Origin of the sequence: Delftia sp. ZNC0008 (assembly GCF_000799035.1) — a bacterium.
Classification (GTDB): Bacteria; Pseudomonadota; Gammaproteobacteria; order Burkholderiales; family Burkholderiaceae_C; genus Comamonas; species Comamonas tsuruhatensis.
The window spans coordinates 1-16,462 of record NZ_JTKZ01000683.1; the positions used below are offsets into that span (position 1 = coordinate 1).

Genomic DNA, 16,462 nt, shown 5'->3' on the forward strand with positions numbered 1-16,462 from the left:
GTGCCGTCGATGCCGAGCAATCGCTGGACGCCTTCGAGCAGATCCTGGGCGAGGACCCCATCCTGGCCTATCGCTTCATGCTCTACACCAACTCCGCGGCCCTGGGCCTGCGGGGCAATGTGGACTCGCTGCGCCGCGGCCTGGTGATGCTGGGCTACGGCACGCTGCAGCGCTGGCTGTCGGACCAGCTGCCCCACGCCTGCACCGAGCCCAGCCTGATACCCCTGCGCACCGCCATCCGGCTGCGCGCCAGCCTGACCGAACGCCTGATCGAAGCCGGCATCAGCCACGACCTGCAGCGCGAGGTCTATCTGCTTGGCCTGTTCTCGCAGCTGGACCAATTGCTGGGCGAGCCCCTGCCCACCGTGCTGCGCCGCGTACCGCTGTCCGAACGCGTCTTCGACGCGGCCGTGACGCGCACCGGCCCCTACGCGCCGGCCCTGATGATGGCCATTGCGCTGGAATCCGACGATCCTGCACCGATTCGCCAGCTGCGCGAAGACAACGACTTCGAGATCGAGGACGTCAACCGCAACCTGCTGCGCATGCTCAGCGAACTGCAGGTGCAGCCCGCACCGGCGGCCTGATCGATATACGGCGACCCACAGCGGCCGAACCTGCGGCCTGATCTGCAGCCGCTGCCATCCGCAGATTCCGCCCATGAAAAAACCGCCTGGATCTCAGGCGGTTTTTTCATGTCCGGCAGGAAGCTGCAGATGCAGCTGCCGCCGTCAGGCCATGGCTCAATGCATGGCGTGGGGCTGACCGTCGAACATGTGCTCGAACTGTGCCAGCCAGGGCTCGGCCAGCGTGCGGATCTGGGCATCGTTGCGCAGGATGCGCTGCATGATGCGGGCCTTCTCCTTGCGTTGCTCAGGCGCCAGCGGCTCGTCATGGGACTTGAGCCGCAGCTGCTCGATCAGCACGGCACAGGTGCCTTCGTAGCGCGTCACTCCCTCCCAATCCTTGTTCTGTGCGGCCTGCAGCATCTTGGCGCTGCTGTCTTCTATGGCCCGGTAAAAGTCAATCAATGTCAACTCCATTTCTAGGTCCCGGCAACGGCTGGCGTGTTGGCGATATCACGCCAACCATTGGCAATCGGAGCCAACACGTCCTGCGCGCCTTGCAGCAGCGCTGCGTCGTTGCGCAGATTGGCCAGCGTCAGCTGGGTGATGCTGTAGTCGTAGACGGAAATCAGGTTCTGCGCCAGCTCGCCGCCTTCATCGGGATTGACGGAGGCCTTCAGGCCTTCCTCCAGAATGCGCACGGCCTTGCCGATCTGCACACCCTTCTCGCCGATGTCGCCACGCTGCAAGGCTCCCTTGGCCGCGTTCAGCGCTTTCTCAAGCGCGTCGAACAGCAGCTGGATCAGTTGATGGGGCGATGCGCCGTCCACGGAGGACTGGACGCCGACCTGGGCGTAGGCACTTGCAGCACGACGGTTGAGCGATGTGTACATGTTCGTTTCCTTGATGTCTTGTTCTTCGGCTGCAATGCCCGAAAATTTAGAGGCATCGAGCATTGGTTATAGAAAACACGCCCGCCGCTCTGCCCTGCCATCATTTATTCCACTGCGCCACTTGCTGGTTCATGTAAGCGCTCAACGAGGAATAGCTGCCCATCTTGGCATCCAGGGACGCATATTGCGCACGCAGGCGCTTTTCAAGCGAATCGGCCTGGTCATTGACCCGGTCCTGGGATTTGCCGTTGTCCTTCTTGAGCGCCTGCAGACTCTTGTTCTTGTTGTCGAAGGTTCCTTCGAACTCCAGCGCCTTCTTCGTGAAGTCCTTCATGCGCGCAGCAAGGCCTTGCGTATTCGGCTGCCCATCGGTGCCGGCCGAGGCGAACATCTTGCTCATGGACTCCGGGTCCTTCAGAGCTGCCTCGAACTTGGTCTTGTCACTGGCCGTCGTCCCGAAGGCCAGCTTGCCGCCCTTCTGGATCTGTATGCCCATGTCCGACAGGCGCTTGAGCGTGTCGGATCCGCCATCGACCGTACCCGAGAGCACGCTGCGCAAGCTGTTGGTCATGCCCACCGTGGTGGCATCTCCCTGCAGCACGCCAGCGACCTTGCTCTCGGCGTCGTATTTGGTGGAGCTGCCCAGCGCATCATTGAGCGCGTTGTAGGCATCCATAAAGGCCTGGATCTTCTTCTTCATGCCCTCAGTGTCCGAGGACACCGTCACCGTCACCGGGGTGGCGGCCGCCGTCACCTGGTTCACGGTGATGTTCAGGCCAGGCAGGGTCTGCTTGAATTCGTTGGTTGTCGATTGCACCGTGATGCCGTTGACATTGATCTCGGCGTTCTGGGCGTACTGCGCCACGGAGCCCGAGGTAGCGGCGCCATTGAACGCCAGAGCAGAAAGGCTGGCATCGCCACTGGCGCCCACGGTGAAACCGGCATCCGCACCGGTGCTGCGCGAGCGCAGGACAAGACGTTCGCCCTGGGCGTCCTTGAGCACCGAAGCCACCACGCCGGCGCCCTTGCTGTTGATGGCCTGGACCACGTCCTCCAGCTTGGCGCCCGCCGCGATATCGATATCCAGGGGTGTTCCAGGATTGTTGAATTGGGTTCCGTCCGCGTTCCAGGAGCCCATTGTGATGGTGAGCTTGCCCGCGCCGAACTGTGTGGCCGCAGGCATGATGCCGGTGGCCACCGATTGGCTGCGCGCCAGCTTGCCCACCGAGATCACCGAAGATCCCGGCAGTGCATTGGCGTCCGTCACCGAAACCGCCACGGCCGTATTGGTCGAGGTGGCATTGGCCAAACGCCACGTATCGGCATTGGCCAGCGAAGTGGCCGCGTCCTGAAGCGTGGACATCAGGGACTTGATCTGCCCGAACGTGGATATCTTGGAATCCAGGACAGACGCTTTTTGCTGAAGCGGAACCAGTGCCTGCTTTTGCAGGGCCACCAGTTTGGCGATCATTGTCTCGTCCAGGCCGCTGCCGCTGATGCCAGCTGAGCTCAAGGTGGCCATGACCATCCCTTTCTAAGTGCAGAACACCTCCGCGCCACAGCGCAGAACGCGTCCTTGCGAACACGCACACCAAATGCCCGAAGGCATTCCCCGGTATCTTATCGACCGGTTTCTCCCGAACCTGAGGCTTTTTTTGGCTACGCCCTGCGCAGCCAGGCTCAAAAGCCCCGCAGGCTCCCTCTTACTGGATCAGCTTGAGCACCGACTGGGGCAGCTGGTTGGCCTGGGCCACCATCGCTGTACCAGCCTGCTGCAGGATCTGCGTGCGGCTCAGGTTCGCGGTTTCAGCGGCAAAGTCGGCGTCCATGATGCGCGAGCGTGCCGCCGATGTATTTTCTGCCGCCACCTGCAGGTTCGAGATCACAGCCTCGAAGCGGTTCTGGGCAGCACCAAAAGTGGCGCGTGTATTGTTGACGAGATCCAGCGCAGTATCGATGGCCGCCATTGACAATCGAGCGTCTCCAGCAGTGGAGGTTGGCGTGCTGCCCGTACCCGCCAGGGAGCCCAAGGCACCCACCAAGCTAGGGGGCGTGGTAGCCCCATCCACATTCAGCGCCGCCGCATCGCTGAGATCCACAGCCGAAATGGTGATCTGATTGTCTGCTCCGGTGTTGGCACCGACTTGGAACACCGTCGGACTGGAGCTGTTGAGCAACTGACGGCCATTGAAACTGGTACTGGTGACAATACGGGCAATTTCCTGGGACAGTTGCTTGAACTCCTTGTCCAGCGAACCGCGGTCGGTCGTGCCGTTGGTATCGTTGGCGGCCTGAACTGCCAGTTCACGCATGCGCTGCAGGTTCTCGCTGAGCTTGCCCAGTGCGCCTTCGGCCGTCTGCGCCATGGAAATGCCGTCATTGGCATTGCGCATGGCCACATTCATGCCTCGCACCTGGGCGTTCATGCGCTCGGCAATGGCCAAGCCTGCCGCGTCGTCCTTTGCACTGTTGACACGCAGGCCCGAAGACAGGCGCTGCATGGTGGTGCTCAGCGACGACTGGGACGTGTTGAGATTGCGCTGGGCGTTAAGCGAAACAAGATTGGTGTTGATGATGGATGCCATGGGGCAGCTCCTCGTTAGGCATGAACAATGGCCAACCGTTCGACGACCCCAAGCCGCCAGAACGCCAGAAAGCACGCCAGGACTTCCAGCTCTGCCTATCTGATGCCAATGATTGTGCGGAAAAGCCCTTGCGCCAAAGCGCCGATAAAGCCCATGATCTGGCGCCAATTCGCCCTTCGAACACCCTCTTGGCCAACCCTTTCGCCCATAAAAAAACCCCAGGCAGATGCCTGGGGCTTGGAGAATTCCGGCCGCCTCCTTCTTGGGAAGGCCACCGGACTCGCACTATCAGCGCAGCAGGGCCAGAACGCCTTGGGGCAGTTGGTTGGCCTGAGCCACCATCGCTGTACCGGCCTGCTGCAGGATCTGCGCACGGCTCAGATTGGCAGTTTCCGACGCAAAGTCGGCATCGGTGATACGGCTGCGTGCCGACGCGGTGTTTTCAGAAGCCACTTGCAGGTTGGAGATCACTGCATCGAAACGGTTCTGCGAGGCACCAAAGTCAGCGCGCTTGCCGTTGACGGCATCAATGGCGCTGTCCAGGGCAGTGACTGCCGTCAGGGCGGTGGAGGCCGTGGAACCCAGCGTTGCGCCGGCACCTGTACCCTGAGCCACGGTGCCCATGGCAGACGCCAGATCGGACGTGGTGATAGAGATCTGGTTGTCGCTTGCCGTGTTGGAGCCGATCTGGAACTGGAACGTGCCGGCATTGCCACCCGAGCCCGTCAGCAGCTCCTGGCCGTTGAACTTGGTGTTCTTGATCACGCGGGCATTTTCTTCAGCCAGCTGCTTGAATTCCTTGTCCATCGAGGCACGGTCGGCCGTGCCGTTGGTGTCGTTGGCGGCCTGGACTGCCAGTTCACGCATACGCTGCAGGTTCTCACCGATCTTGCCCAGCGCGCCTTCTGCGGTCTGCGACAGGGAGATGCCGTCGTTGGCGTTGCGCACAGCCACGTTCATGCCGCGGACTTGGGCGTTCATGCGTTCAGCGATGGCCAGGCCGGCGGCGTCATCCTTGGCGCTGTTGACGCGCAGGCCGGAAGACAGGCGCTGCATGGTGGTGGACAGCGAGCTTTGCGAGGCACCCAGGTTGCGTTGGGCGTTCAGCGATTGCATGTTGGTGTTGATGGTCATGGCCATGGTGACAGCTCCTAGTGAAATCAATACGTCGCCGCCACGGTGCCCTCGCTTATCGCAAGGCGGGCGGCGGCGGCCCAATCCAACCATCAGCCGTTTTCACATTGATTTGCAACGGCTTTTGGTGGGCTCAGGACTTTTTGTCCCTCTGCTGAGTTGGTTTTCGGAGCTGCCCCGGCGAACTTTAGGGGCGTTGCGAAGATTTTTTGATGCACCCCTCGCACACAGTCCAGAGTCGCCACGTCCCGAAGATGTTTGAGAAGTGGACTGCTCCCGGTCTGGTAGACAAATCCCTGCCTCAGGCCGAGGCGCGTTCAAAATGAACCGCTCCGGTGTATTGACCCAGTGAATTCCCTGCTCAGGTGCTAACGTCGAAGGAAACGACAATGAGCACCCTGATGGAAGACGACATCAAGCGCCGGACAGCCAAGCGCAAAACGGCTCTTGTTCTGGACATCATCCAGGGCAAGACCACGATCCTGGAGGCCAGCCGGTCCGTCGATCTGCCCCCTCCGAGGTTGAGCAGTGGGTCGGTGAAGGCAAGCGCGGCATGGAGAACGCCCTGCGCACCAAGTCCCTGGAAGTCAAGGAGCAGTACGAGAAGCAACTACGCGAGTTGCAGGAGGCCTACGGCGAAGCCATGCTGGAGTTGCGTGCCCGAAACAAGCTGGCGTCCCTGCTGGGCAATGAGGACGAGCTGAGGTCGGACAACGGATTGGTGTTCACCAGCCGCAGCGACACGGCCTTGGTCGGGAGCTATGGCCTGCAGCAGGAGTTCATCACCTCCTACAGCCTGGAGCAAAACGGCATGGTCGAGCGCGTGATCAGAACGCTCGAAGACCAATGCGTGCATCGTCACCGGTTCGAAACTCTGCAGCACGCCAGCCGCGTGATCGCAGACTGGATCGACTTCGACAACCACTGGCGTCCTCACCAGGCACTGGCGACGAAGACCCCCGCCGAGACATATGCTTTGGCCGCCTGACCTGTGCAGAAACCGCTGTGTTAATACATCGGTTTCAAGAAGGCCGATTGGTTTAATTTGACACATCTGTCGAGGTATCGCTGGCAGCGAGTTGCCTCCAATCGTTGGCCTCTGCCTCTGCCGGAGGGATGCGCCCAATCGGCATGAGCATTCGGACGTGGTTGCACCAGTACCCCTTGCAGCCCCATTGCACGCCCCATTCGCTCGCCCGTGCAGCGCGCCACCTGAATCTTGGGCGCAATCCGACTCAATGGCGGCCCACACAGCGAGGGGAAGTCGGCTCGACGCTCCTGCACCGTGCGCACGGCGCGCTCGCGGACCTCCGGGGAGAACTTCGGTGACTTGATCATGGCTCCATCTTCTCAAGCGTTGGAGCCTCCTCAAATCCGGGGCGACTCAATTCGCCTACTGAGAGCAGCCCACCGTTGGGCTCAACGTTTTATCAGCAAGGCATGACCATTCAGGTTGTGAACCATCAACGCGTCAGCGGTATCCCGGATCGTTTCCGAAACGAACTGAGTCACCCCTTCGCAACCAAAAGCTCCATAGTCATCAAAGATGACCACCCCGGAAACGACCACACGCGGCCAGATCTTATCGAACGATTCTTTTGCCGAAGCATAAGTATCGACATCGATATGCGCCAAAGAGATTTTTTCAGGAAGGTCACTCAATGTATCCTCCGGAAAAATCCCCACATGGATGGCACATGAAATTGACAGGCTATCGAACAGCGCGGTTACCTGTTGGATGCTTGCATCGGAGTGTTCGCCGCCCTCATACAGGGTATCGAACCTGCTGTCGGCCTTGACAACTCCCTCAAAGGTGTCAAACAGATGGGCTGTCTTGAGAGGCATGGCACTGGCCAAAATCGCTGCCGAGCCACCTCGCCACACTCCGACCTCGACCAGATCTCCCTCTATCGAAGCCTGCTGTTTCGCCAAACTATAAAGCTCATAGCAACGATAGATATCAATCAGAGTATGAGCGCGAGCCACTTCGTAGATATTCAAGAACTCAATATCACAAACCCACGGAGAGTAAGTTGCATAAGGAATTACCTGACTATGTGGATAGCCAGGCTTTAGCGTAGAGAACCTGGTTTTCCGGAGAACATTAATTAATTCATTGCGCTCAGTTCTTAAAATTTCGAGAAATTCTGCTGGGTTACGTGCAGTTTGCAAATTTTCATCGGATTTCATTAAAATCTCATCTCAAAAAAAACTCAATGGCATCCACATCAAATACCGGCACATTACATTTCTCCATTACCTCATAGCGCTCTGGAAAATGATTGTCGATAAATATTGCATCTGGCACCACATACAAGGCCTTGGAAGAGCCATCTGTAATATGGATGATTTCATCAAAAAGATTGAGGGAGATTCTTGCCCGTGATAGCGTCTCGGCAACATTTTTCGCATGTCTGGTGATGAGTACCAGCTTCTTGCGCGCTGCGATGCTCTGGTAGATAAATGCTAGAACAGTCGGCACCGCGAACCCATCGATCACCAAGGTTTCGTCAAGATCCACAAAGACCGTCTCATAGCGGAATTCCATCTCGGCCTTAGTCACGATTCTCCGGTCCACCATTTCGACCCAGCGATTCGCAAGCGCCTTTACATCACGCTCAAGATAGTCATGTACGGCCATCAATGGAAGATTTACCCCCTTGGCGCGCTGTGCAACCATGGTTCCAGCCACACGACAGGAAAACTCCAGCAGTTTCCAACATCCTCCCCTATCCTGCTTGAGCTGGAAGAACCACGGCCCTCGAAACTTCAGGGTGGCATTGATATCCCGTGCAATACCCTCGATGCGAGCATCCAAAGGCAGCAATGAACTACGCATGGAAATACCAGCGCGAACTCGCTCCCGTGTACGCGCACCAATCCATACCAGCCGCCCTTTCCTGTCAGTAAAGCAGTCTACCGTCACCTCATCGCCAGGCAGATATTCCATTAGTACAGGGCTCGCTATCTTGGCGAACGCCATCGATGCCTCGGCCAGGTCATGCACCACCTGCACGCCCTGCCCACCCTGACCGCAGTCGGGCTTGATCACGGCAGGCCAGACATCGACCGCGTCAGGGTTGGGGAACACCTTGGGCGACCAGTCACGCGCCGCGAACATTTGATAGGTAGCACTTTTCTTTCTGGCGACAGCTGTCGTTTCCGGAGCACCATTCACAAGAAAGAAATCCATGATCTGGGTTTTCTCAGAAAGATATTCCATCACAGAGTCGTGAGTCGCAAAGACCATATCGATCTTCAGTCGTGTAATCAGCGCATCGAACTCGGCCTGGAACCCGGGCTCTTTAATGTTAGGGAGCCCTCCAACATAGTTCTCAAAAGTATATCGACCATGATCGTCCATGGACGATGCACCAAATATTTCCACATGGATTGAATACCTGAGCGCCTGATATATTTCTGTTGCATTTTCGGCGCCACAAGGAAAAACAAGCACCTTTACTTTCTTATTCATGAATTGCCCTCGCTATTTTTTCCATTTCATCGATTCCATAGCGATGATCTACAGGCAGAGGAATAAGACCCTTTACCCATCCTGCCTCGATTGCGTCGGGAGCAACTCTATTCAGCACCTCATTCCAATAGGTGGGAGTGAATATTCTCCGGGCCAAGAGCTTGCCCCTTAGTTTTTGATCAGTACAAAGGAATGGATAGCACAAGGGTGCGTCCACCTGCGTGGGAAGGCTTAGAGCATTGTGACAACCCAGCCAAGCGTGAAGCTGTGCGTAGTTCCTGTTGCGCGCTTCACGAGCACTTTGCTGATCAATCGATGCAAGTAGGCGATGGGTCAGAGAAGACATACGCCTGGGCTCCAGATCGCCAAGGCCAGCCTCTGCCGACAAATAGTCGCCGTAACCGGACTCAGGTTCCCCGGCCAGCCTTTTCAACAGATGGCCCATGCGGGAAAAACTACCCTCATCTTGGTCATGACCTAGAGCCACGCTCAGGTTTGAATAAAGGATCCCACCATCAGGGACTCCAAAGAATTTTCGCGGCGAATAAATGTTCGCCATGCAGCTGGCAGGCTCCTCGAACCATGCTTGCGAGCAATCAATGACCACCCGTTCCACAGGAAAGTGAGCCAGCGCTTTTTGGACCTGTCCGGAGCAGATGCCAAAATAATTGACATAGAGCAACCAATCATTACCCCTTAGCGCCACATCGCCCGCGATGCCGAACTCATTGTCAAGCGGGTAATAAAGTACTTCGATCCCCAATTGGCGCAATGGCGCAATCATCGCATCGCAGATGAAGTATGGCATCCATATGCGACCGGGCCTCGGTCTTGCAGACCGCAGCAAGGCGAAGAAAGCCGCACGCGCCGACTGATAGGCCAGTCCCCCCTGATGACGACCAGCCTCGCGCGAGAATGGCAACTCCAGCTCAAAATATCCGCCGATAGCAGAACCCATTAATATCCCCTCGGCTCCAGCATGCCTACCACCTCTTCGGGGGAGTTGAACATCAACACATCGATGATGGAAAGGCCGGAGTGGAACTCTGTGCCAGCCTGAGAATACTCGCGCATCGGTCCATCCAGGAACAGAAGATCCATGCCTTCGCGAGAAAAATCCGCTTGGGAATACAAATTTCGTCCGCCCGGCAAATTCACGTACACGCTGGCCGCTTCCTGCCTGCAGATATCGAGAACACGAGCCGTACCTCGGAGATTCTGATTACCATACAACTCGGAGCTGATCTCCACCACCTTGCTGATGGACAGATAATCCGCCACCGCCAGCACACTCTTCTTGGCCAAGGTGGATATATATCCATCATGAGAAAAAACCACCTTTTCGACCAAATCCCTGACAGACGTGTAATATGGTGCTTTTGAGTAGGATGCAGAAATCTGCGCCAGAATTCTTGCTTCCCATGGGATATCACTTTTAATCTTGATGCTATTTATTTTGACGAATGAACTTGCTTCGCTCAGCGGCACCGTGAAGTACCCCACTTTTCCACCCAGCAACAATCTGTTTCTATTAATCCATCCACCTTTTATAAAATTCACATCATCATAAAAGACAAACTTATCAACCGTCTGCAGCAGCCTGAAGTAACCGATGTATGGAAAAAAATAGGGCTGCATGATGGCAAGCTTCATCCCTTACACCCAATCACAACTTGGACTACATGATGAATCTGTTCATTCGTCAACCCCGGATGCATGGGAAGACATATAACCTTTTCGGCCGCCTCGGATGCCACCGGCAAATTAGATTTTTGAGCTGTATGCAACCCACGATACATGGGGAAGTCACTGATCAATGGATAAAAATAGCGGCGCGCGAAAACTCCAGCGCTCTTGAGTCGCTCATAGAGCTCATCCCGGCTTACCGGATAGGCATCATTGACAAGAATAGGAAAATAGGCATAGTTCGCGACCTTTTCCCCGGCATCTGACAGACACTGTATTCCTGGAACACCCTCCAGAAGCTGCCGATACAGTTCATCTATTTCCCTGCGCTTTAGCAAAATGCCATCGATGCGTTTCAACTGCAGAAGGCCCAGCGCAGCATTTATCTCACTCATCTTCCCATTGATGCCTGGTGCCACCACGGTGGTTTCGTTGACAAAGCCGAAGTTCTTGAGATGATCAATACGCTGCTTGGTTTTGGCATCCGGACAGATGATTGCTCCGCCTTCGAAAGTATTGAATACCTTGGTTGCATGGAAGCTCAATACCGATAAATCGCCATGGCGCAAAACACTTCCCTCATCATCGCGTACACCGAAAGCATGCGCGGCGTCATAGATCACGCGTAGGTTGTAGTTATCTGCAATCTTTTGTATCTTATCTACATCGCAAGGGTGTCCATAACAATGGACAGGCATGATGGCTGTCGTCTGAGGCGTGATGGCCGCCTCTATCCTGTCCGGATTCATGTTCAGCGTTCGCGGATCGACATCGACGAAAACCGGCTTGATGCCATTCCACAGCAATGAATGCGCAGTGGCAACAAATGAATACGGTGTCGTTATGACTTCACCGGTTATCCTCAATGCCTGAAGGGCGGTCACAAGCGCCAATGTTCCGTTGGAAAACAAAGCCAAGTGATTTACGCCAAGATATTCGCAAAGTGCCCTTTCAAACTGTTGATGAAAGGGGCCACCATTTGTCAGGATTTTGCTATCCCATATCTTTTCCAAATAAGGAATGAACTCCTCCAGAGGAGGCAACGAAGGCTGGGTGACCGGAATCGGCGTCTCGCATGCTGGAAGCCGATGAATATCGGTATCATCTACACCATTACTGAATATTTCAGCCATAGGTGCAAACGCGCTCTTCGCTGGAGCCAGCACCTCCGATGCTTGTGGAGTACGGATATGCGACATCATGCCTCTATCTCCATTTCGGCCAAGAGCTGATCCAGATCGACACTCGAACTGAGGTTGAGCTTGTCCCCACGCAGCCAGTTCAGCCACATGATGCGATAGGCTTTCTCGAGCTCACGAGTGCGCGCGGGATAGTCCATCCAGGCGCTCGACTGCATGCCTGCGCGAGCGCTGAGGCGTTGCCGCTGCAGGCGCTCGGCATCATCCATGAGCTGCAGGGTTGCCTCCACGTACTCATCAGCATCCTTGGCAACCTCTCCCCCCGATCCAAGTGCGCGAAGCAGTTGCGCAGTGCAACCGTCAACTCCTCGCTCGGCCTCCAGGGTCACGACTGAGAGCCCCATCCACAGTGCATGCCAGGTGGTCGTTCCACCGCATACAGGAAAGGTATCAAGTTGAATGTCGGCAATGTGCCCGATCTCCATGAAACGCTCCAGCGGCTGCTGGTGTAGCACGGAGACACGATCCAGCGGCATGCCAGCGGCCTCCACTCGCGGTTGCATATGGGCTTGGGCGGAATCGGCATCCTGCTCCTTGACCATAATGATGAGCCTCGCATCGGTACGGGCCTGCAGAATGCGGGACCATATGGTCAACATGTCGTCGGTGATCTTTGCGGAACTGTTGAGCGACACCAGAGTGGGATAGCCGCTCCTGAGCATGGGCAGTTCCTCGCACAACGGCGCGTGCGCAGGAGGGATGTAGCAGGCAGAGCATTCGAGCTGGAACAAAGCCTCGGAGTAGTAGGCGGCATGTTCGGGAGGGGCCGTATAGGCATCGACCAGCCGGTAGTCCATGGCCTTCATGCCCAGAGTGTTCATGTAACCGATCCAGGTCAACTGGACGGGAGCGGGCCGGCGCGCAAAAACCTCCAGCCGATGTCCTGCCGTGAATCCCGAAAGATCGACCAAGACATCGATGCCATCATCGCGGATCCGGGTATACATCTGTTCATCCGATAGATCCGCCACCTCATTCCAATGAGGAACGAGAGCACGCATCTGTGCCGTCATTGCATCGCTAAGACTGATGTTTGCATTGGAGTACACATAAACTTCAACGCAGTCAGGATCATGTTGCTCCAGCACCGGGCGCATGAAGAAAGCCACCGAATGCGTGCGGAAGTCGGCCGTGACATAGCCGACCTTGAGCCGCTTGCGCGGGTTGCGGTCACGCACCTGCAACAACGGGGCCTGGCGCGTCATGGGATCGGCGACCCTGCGCCCCCAATCCTGTGCGGAGTGGAGTGTCCTGAGGGGGTCGGTGAAGCTATGCGCATGCAGGTAGGCCCTCATCAACCAATGCGCGGGGATATCCTTGCGGTTCTTGCAGGCTTGATCGATGAGCTCGCACGCCTTGTGCTTCTGGCCAACACTGAAATAGGCCAGGGCCAGCAATCGCTGGGCGTCCGGCATCCGCGGCTCCAGTTGCAGCGCCATCTGCAAGGCTTCGATGGCCCGGGGCCACAGCCCCATCCGGGTATAGACGAAGCCGATATGCAGCCAAACCTGGGAGCTTTGCGCATGACGAATATCCTGCGCGGCCAGGGTCCCAAGCGCACCAAGTGCATCCAGAAACTGAGCGCTCTCGATCATGGACCGCACGCGGTTCAGCTCCTGAGACATGCCCGCAGCAACGGGCAGAGTGTTTTCGAGAGGGAGAAAGGACATTCTGGTGTGGACCTGACAATGAGTTTGCATGGATGCTATCCGAGCCCCCGAAGCCCCAATCACCGCTAAAACATCGAAAAACACGAGCACTTCACTCGTTTGATCGCCCACTCTTTCAAAGTCAAGGCGGGTGCTACCGACCTCAGGAACCCGAGGCTGGCATGGGATGGCGCAGCCTCAGAGCCCGGGCCTCGTCCAGGTTTCCGAGCTGCTCGTGCATCACGGCCAGATTGTGCGCCGCAAGATAGCTGCCCCGCCCCGCCACCCCGCCATGGGGACCCGCGTCCACCTCTCCGATCTCCAGGCAGCGCTCCCAGGAAGCCTGCGCCATCGAAAGCCAGTGCTCGACTTGCCCATCGAGCTTGGCGATGGCTGCATCCAGCAGGACACCGCCCAGGGCAAAGAAGAAATCCGGCGAGTCCTGCCATTTCGGCATCTGGGCCTGCGCCAGGGCCAGGCCCTCTTCATGGCGGCCCGCCTGCCCCAGGCAATAAAGGTATCTGACGCACAGATCGTGCTCATAGCCGCTCGACACTTCAAGTTGATCTATCGCCACACCATAGTATGCGCACGCTTTGGAAAATTCCTTGTTCAGTTCGCAGTCCACGCCCAGTTGGTAGTTGACGTAGGCATCACGGGGATTCCTGCCCAACTGCTGCTGCAGCAGCCGTTGATTTCGCCCCTGCTTGCGCGACATCTGCTCAGGCAGATATCCGTCATGCCGAATGACCAGCGGCACCAGCACACGTGGTAGATCAGACAAGGGCTGTTCGTGGACGACACCCTGATAGCGCACCCCCCGTGGCAAAAGCCGGGTAATCCGCGAACGGCTCACCGAGCCAGTCACGCCCATTTCGTACAGGCTCTGGACGTCGGCAACCCCGAGTTGGCGCTCCATCGTCGGCAATCCTGCCAACCACGCGCCACCCTCAACCAGCCATTCATCGGCGTCGAGAACCAGGTTCCAGTTCGCATCCGCCAGATCGAGGGCCCGGTTGCGGGCAGCGGCGAAATCATCACACCACTCAAAGCGATGCACCTGCGCACCACAGCTGCGGGCGATCTCCATCGTGCGGTCCACGGAGCCCGTATCCAGCACCAGGACTTCGTCCACGAAGTCTTTGGCGCTGTCAATGCAGCGGGCTATCGAGCGTTCTTCATCGCGCGCGATGATGACAAGAGCAGTCTGGGGCATATGAATGGAAAAGAACGTCGGAGTCAGGTGAAGGCTGGCTACCGCCAGGCCTGCGCGCACGCGAACCTGTCTATTGCCCGGCGGCATCGACACGCACCCATTAATGTCTTGCCTGATGCCCGTCCTGAAGCTGCGATCTGACCAACGAACACCCGGGTTCTCCAGCTTTTCGTTCGAGGCAGCTATGTAGCATGCATGCGTCTGGCCGCATCCCTCCGGGTCTGCCCTACATCCGCAGCCCAAGCTGCCGATCTAACAAACAATCACCCGGCTTTTCTTCCCAACGACGCCACCGCGCGCGCTCACAATCCACTCCCATGCTTGTCATCATCGGATACATCGTCGCCTTCGGTTGCATCTTCGGCACCTATGTGCTGCACGGGGGCAACGTCCAGGTCATTCTCAAGGCACTGCCTTTTGAAATGATCACCATTGGCGGCGGCGCCATCGGCGCCTTCATCGTGTGCAACCAGCCCAAGGTGCTCAAGGCCACGGCCAAGGCCATCCCTGGCGTGATGAAGAGTTCGCGCTACACCAAGGCCCGCTTCATGGAGCTGATGGCCCTGCTGTACGAGATTCTGCAAAAGGCCCGCAAGGAGGGCCTGATGTCCATCGAAGGCGATGTGGAGGCACCCAACGAGTCGCCCATCTTCACCAAGTACCCCGAGCTGCTGGCGGACCACCATGTGGTGGAGTTCCTGACCGACTATCTGCGCATGATGGTGTCGGGCAATCTCAATTCCCACGAGATCGAGTCGCTGATGGACAGCGAGATCGAGGCCCACCACGCCGAGGCCCATGCCCCCGTCAACGCACTGACCCGCCTGGCCGGTGCCCTGCCCGCCTTCGGGATCATTGCCGCCGTTCTGGGCGTGGTGAACACCATGGGCTCGGTGGGCCAGCCTCCTTCGGTGCTGGGCGGCATGATCGCCTCGGCCCTGGTCGGTACCTTCCTGGGCATCTTGCTGGCCTATGCGCTGGTGGAGCCCATGGCCGGCCTGGTGGAGCAGCGCGCCCAGGACGCCGCCAAGGAACTGGAGTGCATCAAGACCACCTTGCTGGCCAGCATGCAGGGCTACAACCCCGCCACCGCCATCGAGTTCGGCCGAAAGGTGCTGTTCTCTACCGAACGCCCCGGTTTCCTGGAACTGGAAACCCACGTCAAGGGCAAGAAGTAATCCTGCACCCAGCAGCGTCAAGCCATGGCAGAGAAAAAGTTACAGCCGATCATCATCAAGCGCGTCAAGAAGACTGCGCATGCGCCCCACGGCGGCGCCTGGAAGATCGCCTATGCCGACTTCGTGACCGCGATGATGGCCTTCTTCCTGCTGATGTGGCTGCTGGGCTCCACGGCCAAGGGCGAGCTGCAGGGCATCGCGGCGTATTTTTCCTCGCCGCTGAAGGTGGCGATGGCCGGCGGCGACGGTGCAGGCAACAGCTCCAGCGTGATTCCCGGCGGCGGCAACGACCTGGCCAAGGTGCACGGCCAGGTACGGCGCTCCGAGGCGGCCGACAGCTCCAACCGGCGCACCAGCGTCGATTCGGGCCGCGCCGATCAGGCCCAGGTGGACTCCAACCGCATCAAGGCGCTCAAGGCCAAGGTGGACGCGATGATCACCAGCAATGCGCGCCTGAACGAATTCCGTTCTCAGATCCGCACCGACGTGACGCCCGACGGCCTGCAGATCCAGATCGTGGACGAGCAAAACCGCCCCATGTTCGACAGCGGCAGCGCCCTGGTCAAACCGTATATGCGCGACATCCTGCGCGAGGTGGGCGCGGCGCTGGCAGGCGCGGAAAACCGCATCAGCCTGTCCGGCCACACCGACGCGGCCCCTTACGGCAATGCCGACCGCGGCTACAGCAACTGGGAGCTGTCGGCCGACCGCGCCAACGCCTCGCGCCGCGAGCTGGTGGCCGCCGGCATGCCCCTGAACCAGCTGGCACGCATCACGGGCCTGGCCAGCAGCGACCTGCTGCTGCCCGACGATCCGCGCGCGCCCCAGAACCGGCGCATCACCATCACCGTGCTCACGCAGGAGGCCGAAAAGCGACGCGG

16 protein-coding genes and 1 pseudogene are annotated in these 16,462 nt (G+C 58.0%); 5 read left to right on the forward strand and 12 right to left on the reverse strand.

Features of this window, described 5'->3' with window-relative positions; genetic code table 11:
- Positions 1-587: HDOD domain-containing protein (locus L995_RS22260; protein WP_047473753.1), on the forward strand; the 587-nt coding region annotated here is incomplete at its 5' end.
- A 156-nt stretch (positions 588-743) separates the two neighbouring features.
- Here L995_RS22260 and L995_RS22265 read toward each other — a convergent pair.
- From L995_RS22265 to L995_RS22285, 5 genes are all read right to left on the reverse strand, one after another.
- Positions 744-1,043 carry a flagellar protein FliT gene (locus L995_RS22265; RefSeq protein WP_016449305.1) on the reverse strand — a complete coding sequence of 100 codons (300 nt, stop codon included), beginning with the start codon at positions 1,041-1,043 and terminating at the stop codon, positions 744-746.
- Between the two features lie 2 nt (positions 1,044-1,045).
- Complete coding sequence (fliS, locus tag L995_RS22270; RefSeq protein WP_016449304.1) at positions 1,046-1,459, reverse strand: flagellar export chaperone FliS; 414 nt, start codon at positions 1,457-1,459, stop codon at positions 1,046-1,048.
- Between the two features lie 100 nt (positions 1,460-1,559).
- The gene (gene fliD / locus L995_RS22275; RefSeq protein ID WP_046238673.1) at positions 1,560-2,981 is read right to left on the reverse strand and encodes a flagellar filament capping protein FliD; all 1,422 of its coding nucleotides are present in this window, start codon (positions 2,979-2,981) and stop codon (positions 1,560-1,562) included.
- 181 nt (positions 2,982-3,162) lie between these two features.
- Complete coding sequence (locus L995_RS22280; protein WP_016449302.1) at positions 3,163-4,044, reverse strand: flagellin domain-containing protein; 882 nt, start codon at positions 4,042-4,044, stop codon at positions 3,163-3,165.
- 288 nt (positions 4,045-4,332) lie between these two features.
- Positions 4,333-5,184 carry a flagellin domain-containing protein gene (locus tag L995_RS22285; RefSeq protein WP_016449301.1) on the reverse strand — a complete coding sequence of 284 codons (852 nt, stop codon included), beginning with the start codon at positions 5,182-5,184 and terminating at the stop codon, positions 4,333-4,335.
- A 383-nt stretch (positions 5,185-5,567) separates the two neighbouring features.
- On the opposite strand from L995_RS22285, the pseudogene L995_RS33950 reads away from it, so the two are divergent.
- Positions 5,568-5,878, forward strand: a pseudogene (locus L995_RS33950) (DUF1153 domain-containing protein); the annotation flags it as partial.
- 21 nt (positions 5,879-5,899) lie between these two features.
- A complete protein-coding gene (locus tag L995_RS34460) occupies positions 5,900-6,166 on the forward strand; it encodes an integrase core domain-containing protein (RefSeq protein ID WP_269431536.1) in 267 nt (88 codons plus the stop codon).
- A gap of 431 nt (positions 6,167-6,597) precedes the next feature.
- Here the strand turns inward: L995_RS34460 and L995_RS22295 are convergent, their stop codons facing one another.
- From L995_RS22295 to L995_RS22320, 7 genes are all read right to left on the reverse strand, one after another.
- Positions 6,598-7,368: a TylF/MycF/NovP-related O-methyltransferase gene (locus L995_RS22295; protein WP_047473754.1), complete on the reverse strand. Its 771-nt coding sequence runs from the start codon at positions 7,366-7,368 to the stop codon at positions 6,598-6,600.
- A gap of 7 nt (positions 7,369-7,375) precedes the next feature.
- Complete coding sequence (locus L995_RS22300; RefSeq protein ID WP_047473755.1) at positions 7,376-8,653, reverse strand: ATP-grasp domain-containing protein; 1,278 nt, start codon at positions 8,651-8,653, stop codon at positions 7,376-7,378.
- Positions 8,646-9,611: a hypothetical protein gene (locus L995_RS33360; RefSeq protein WP_016449297.1), complete on the reverse strand. Its 966-nt coding sequence runs from the start codon at positions 9,609-9,611 to the stop codon at positions 8,646-8,648. Before L995_RS33360 ends, L995_RS22300 begins: the two co-directional genes overlap by 8 nt.
- On the reverse strand, positions 9,611-10,306 hold the full coding sequence (locus L995_RS22305; RefSeq protein WP_016449296.1) for a WbqC family protein: 696 nt from the start codon (positions 10,304-10,306) through the stop codon (positions 9,611-9,613). The genes L995_RS33360 and L995_RS22305 overlap by 1 nt, the downstream gene beginning before the upstream one ends.
- Entirely contained in the window at positions 10,303-11,541 is a 1,239-nt protein-coding gene (locus L995_RS22310; RefSeq protein WP_231574503.1) for a DegT/DnrJ/EryC1/StrS family aminotransferase, read from the reverse strand. The genes L995_RS22305 and L995_RS22310 overlap by 4 nt, the downstream gene beginning before the upstream one ends.
- Complete coding sequence (locus L995_RS22315) at positions 11,538-13,133, reverse strand: O-linked N-acetylglucosamine transferase, SPINDLY family protein (protein WP_231574504.1); 1,596 nt, start codon at positions 13,131-13,133, stop codon at positions 11,538-11,540. Before L995_RS22315 ends, L995_RS22310 begins: the two co-directional genes overlap by 4 nt.
- A 217-nt stretch (positions 13,134-13,350) precedes the next feature.
- Positions 13,351-14,403, reverse strand: coding sequence for a glycosyltransferase family 2 protein (locus L995_RS22320; protein ID WP_047473758.1), 1,053 nt, complete (start codon positions 14,401-14,403; stop codon positions 13,351-13,353).
- A gap of 317 nt (positions 14,404-14,720) precedes the next feature.
- Between L995_RS22320 and motA the strand changes: the two genes are divergently transcribed.
- A complete protein-coding gene (gene motA, locus L995_RS22325) occupies positions 14,721-15,581 on the forward strand; it encodes a flagellar motor stator protein MotA (protein WP_016449292.1) in 861 nt (286 codons plus the stop codon).
- Between the two features lie 24 nt (positions 15,582-15,605).
- The coding region (gene motB / locus L995_RS22330; protein WP_047473759.1) for a flagellar motor protein MotB at positions 15,606-16,462 on the forward strand (857 nt) is incomplete at its 3' end.

Excerpts from the sequence above, each read along its gene's own strand:
- L995_RS22265 (WP_016449305.1), bottom strand. The coding sequence starts at position 1,043 with ATGGAGTTGACATTGATTGACTTTTACCGGGCCATAGAAGACAGCAGC.
- fliS (WP_016449304.1), bottom strand. The coding sequence starts at position 1,459 with ATGTACACATCGCTCAACCGTCGTGCTGCAAGTGCCTACGCCCAGGTC.
- fliD (WP_046238673.1), bottom strand. The coding sequence starts at position 2,981 with ATGGCCACCTTGAGCTCAGCTGGCATCAGCGGCAGCGGCCTGGACGAG.
- L995_RS22280 (WP_016449302.1), bottom strand. The coding sequence starts at position 4,044 with ATGGCATCCATCATCAACACCAATCTTGTTTCGCTTAACGCCCAGCGC.
- L995_RS22285 (WP_016449301.1), bottom strand. The coding sequence starts at position 5,184 with ATGGCCATGACCATCAACACCAACATGCAATCGCTGAACGCCCAACGC.
- L995_RS22295 (WP_047473754.1), bottom strand. The coding sequence starts at position 7,368 with ATGAAATCCGATGAAAATTTGCAAACTGCACGTAACCCAGCAGAATTT.
- L995_RS22300 (WP_047473755.1), bottom strand. The coding sequence starts at position 8,653 with ATGAATAAGAAAGTAAAGGTGCTTGTTTTTCCTTGTGGCGCCGAAAAT.
- L995_RS33360 (WP_016449297.1), bottom strand. The coding sequence starts at position 9,611 with ATGGGTTCTGCTATCGGCGGATATTTTGAGCTGGAGTTGCCATTCTCG.
- L995_RS22305 (WP_016449296.1), bottom strand. The coding sequence starts at position 10,306 with ATGAAGCTTGCCATCATGCAGCCCTATTTTTTTCCATACATCGGTTAC.
- L995_RS22310 (WP_231574503.1), bottom strand. The coding sequence starts at position 11,541 with ATGATGTCGCATATCCGTACTCCACAAGCATCGGAGGTGCTGGCTCCA.
- L995_RS22315 (WP_231574504.1), bottom strand. The coding sequence starts at position 13,133 with ATGATCGAGAGCGCTCAGTTTCTGGATGCACTTGGTGCGCTTGGGACC.
- L995_RS22320 (WP_047473758.1), bottom strand. The coding sequence starts at position 14,403 with ATGCCCCAGACTGCTCTTGTCATCATCGCGCGCGATGAAGAACGCTCG.
- motA (WP_016449292.1), top strand. The coding sequence starts at position 14,721 with ATGCTTGTCATCATCGGATACATCGTCGCCTTCGGTTGCATCTTCGGC.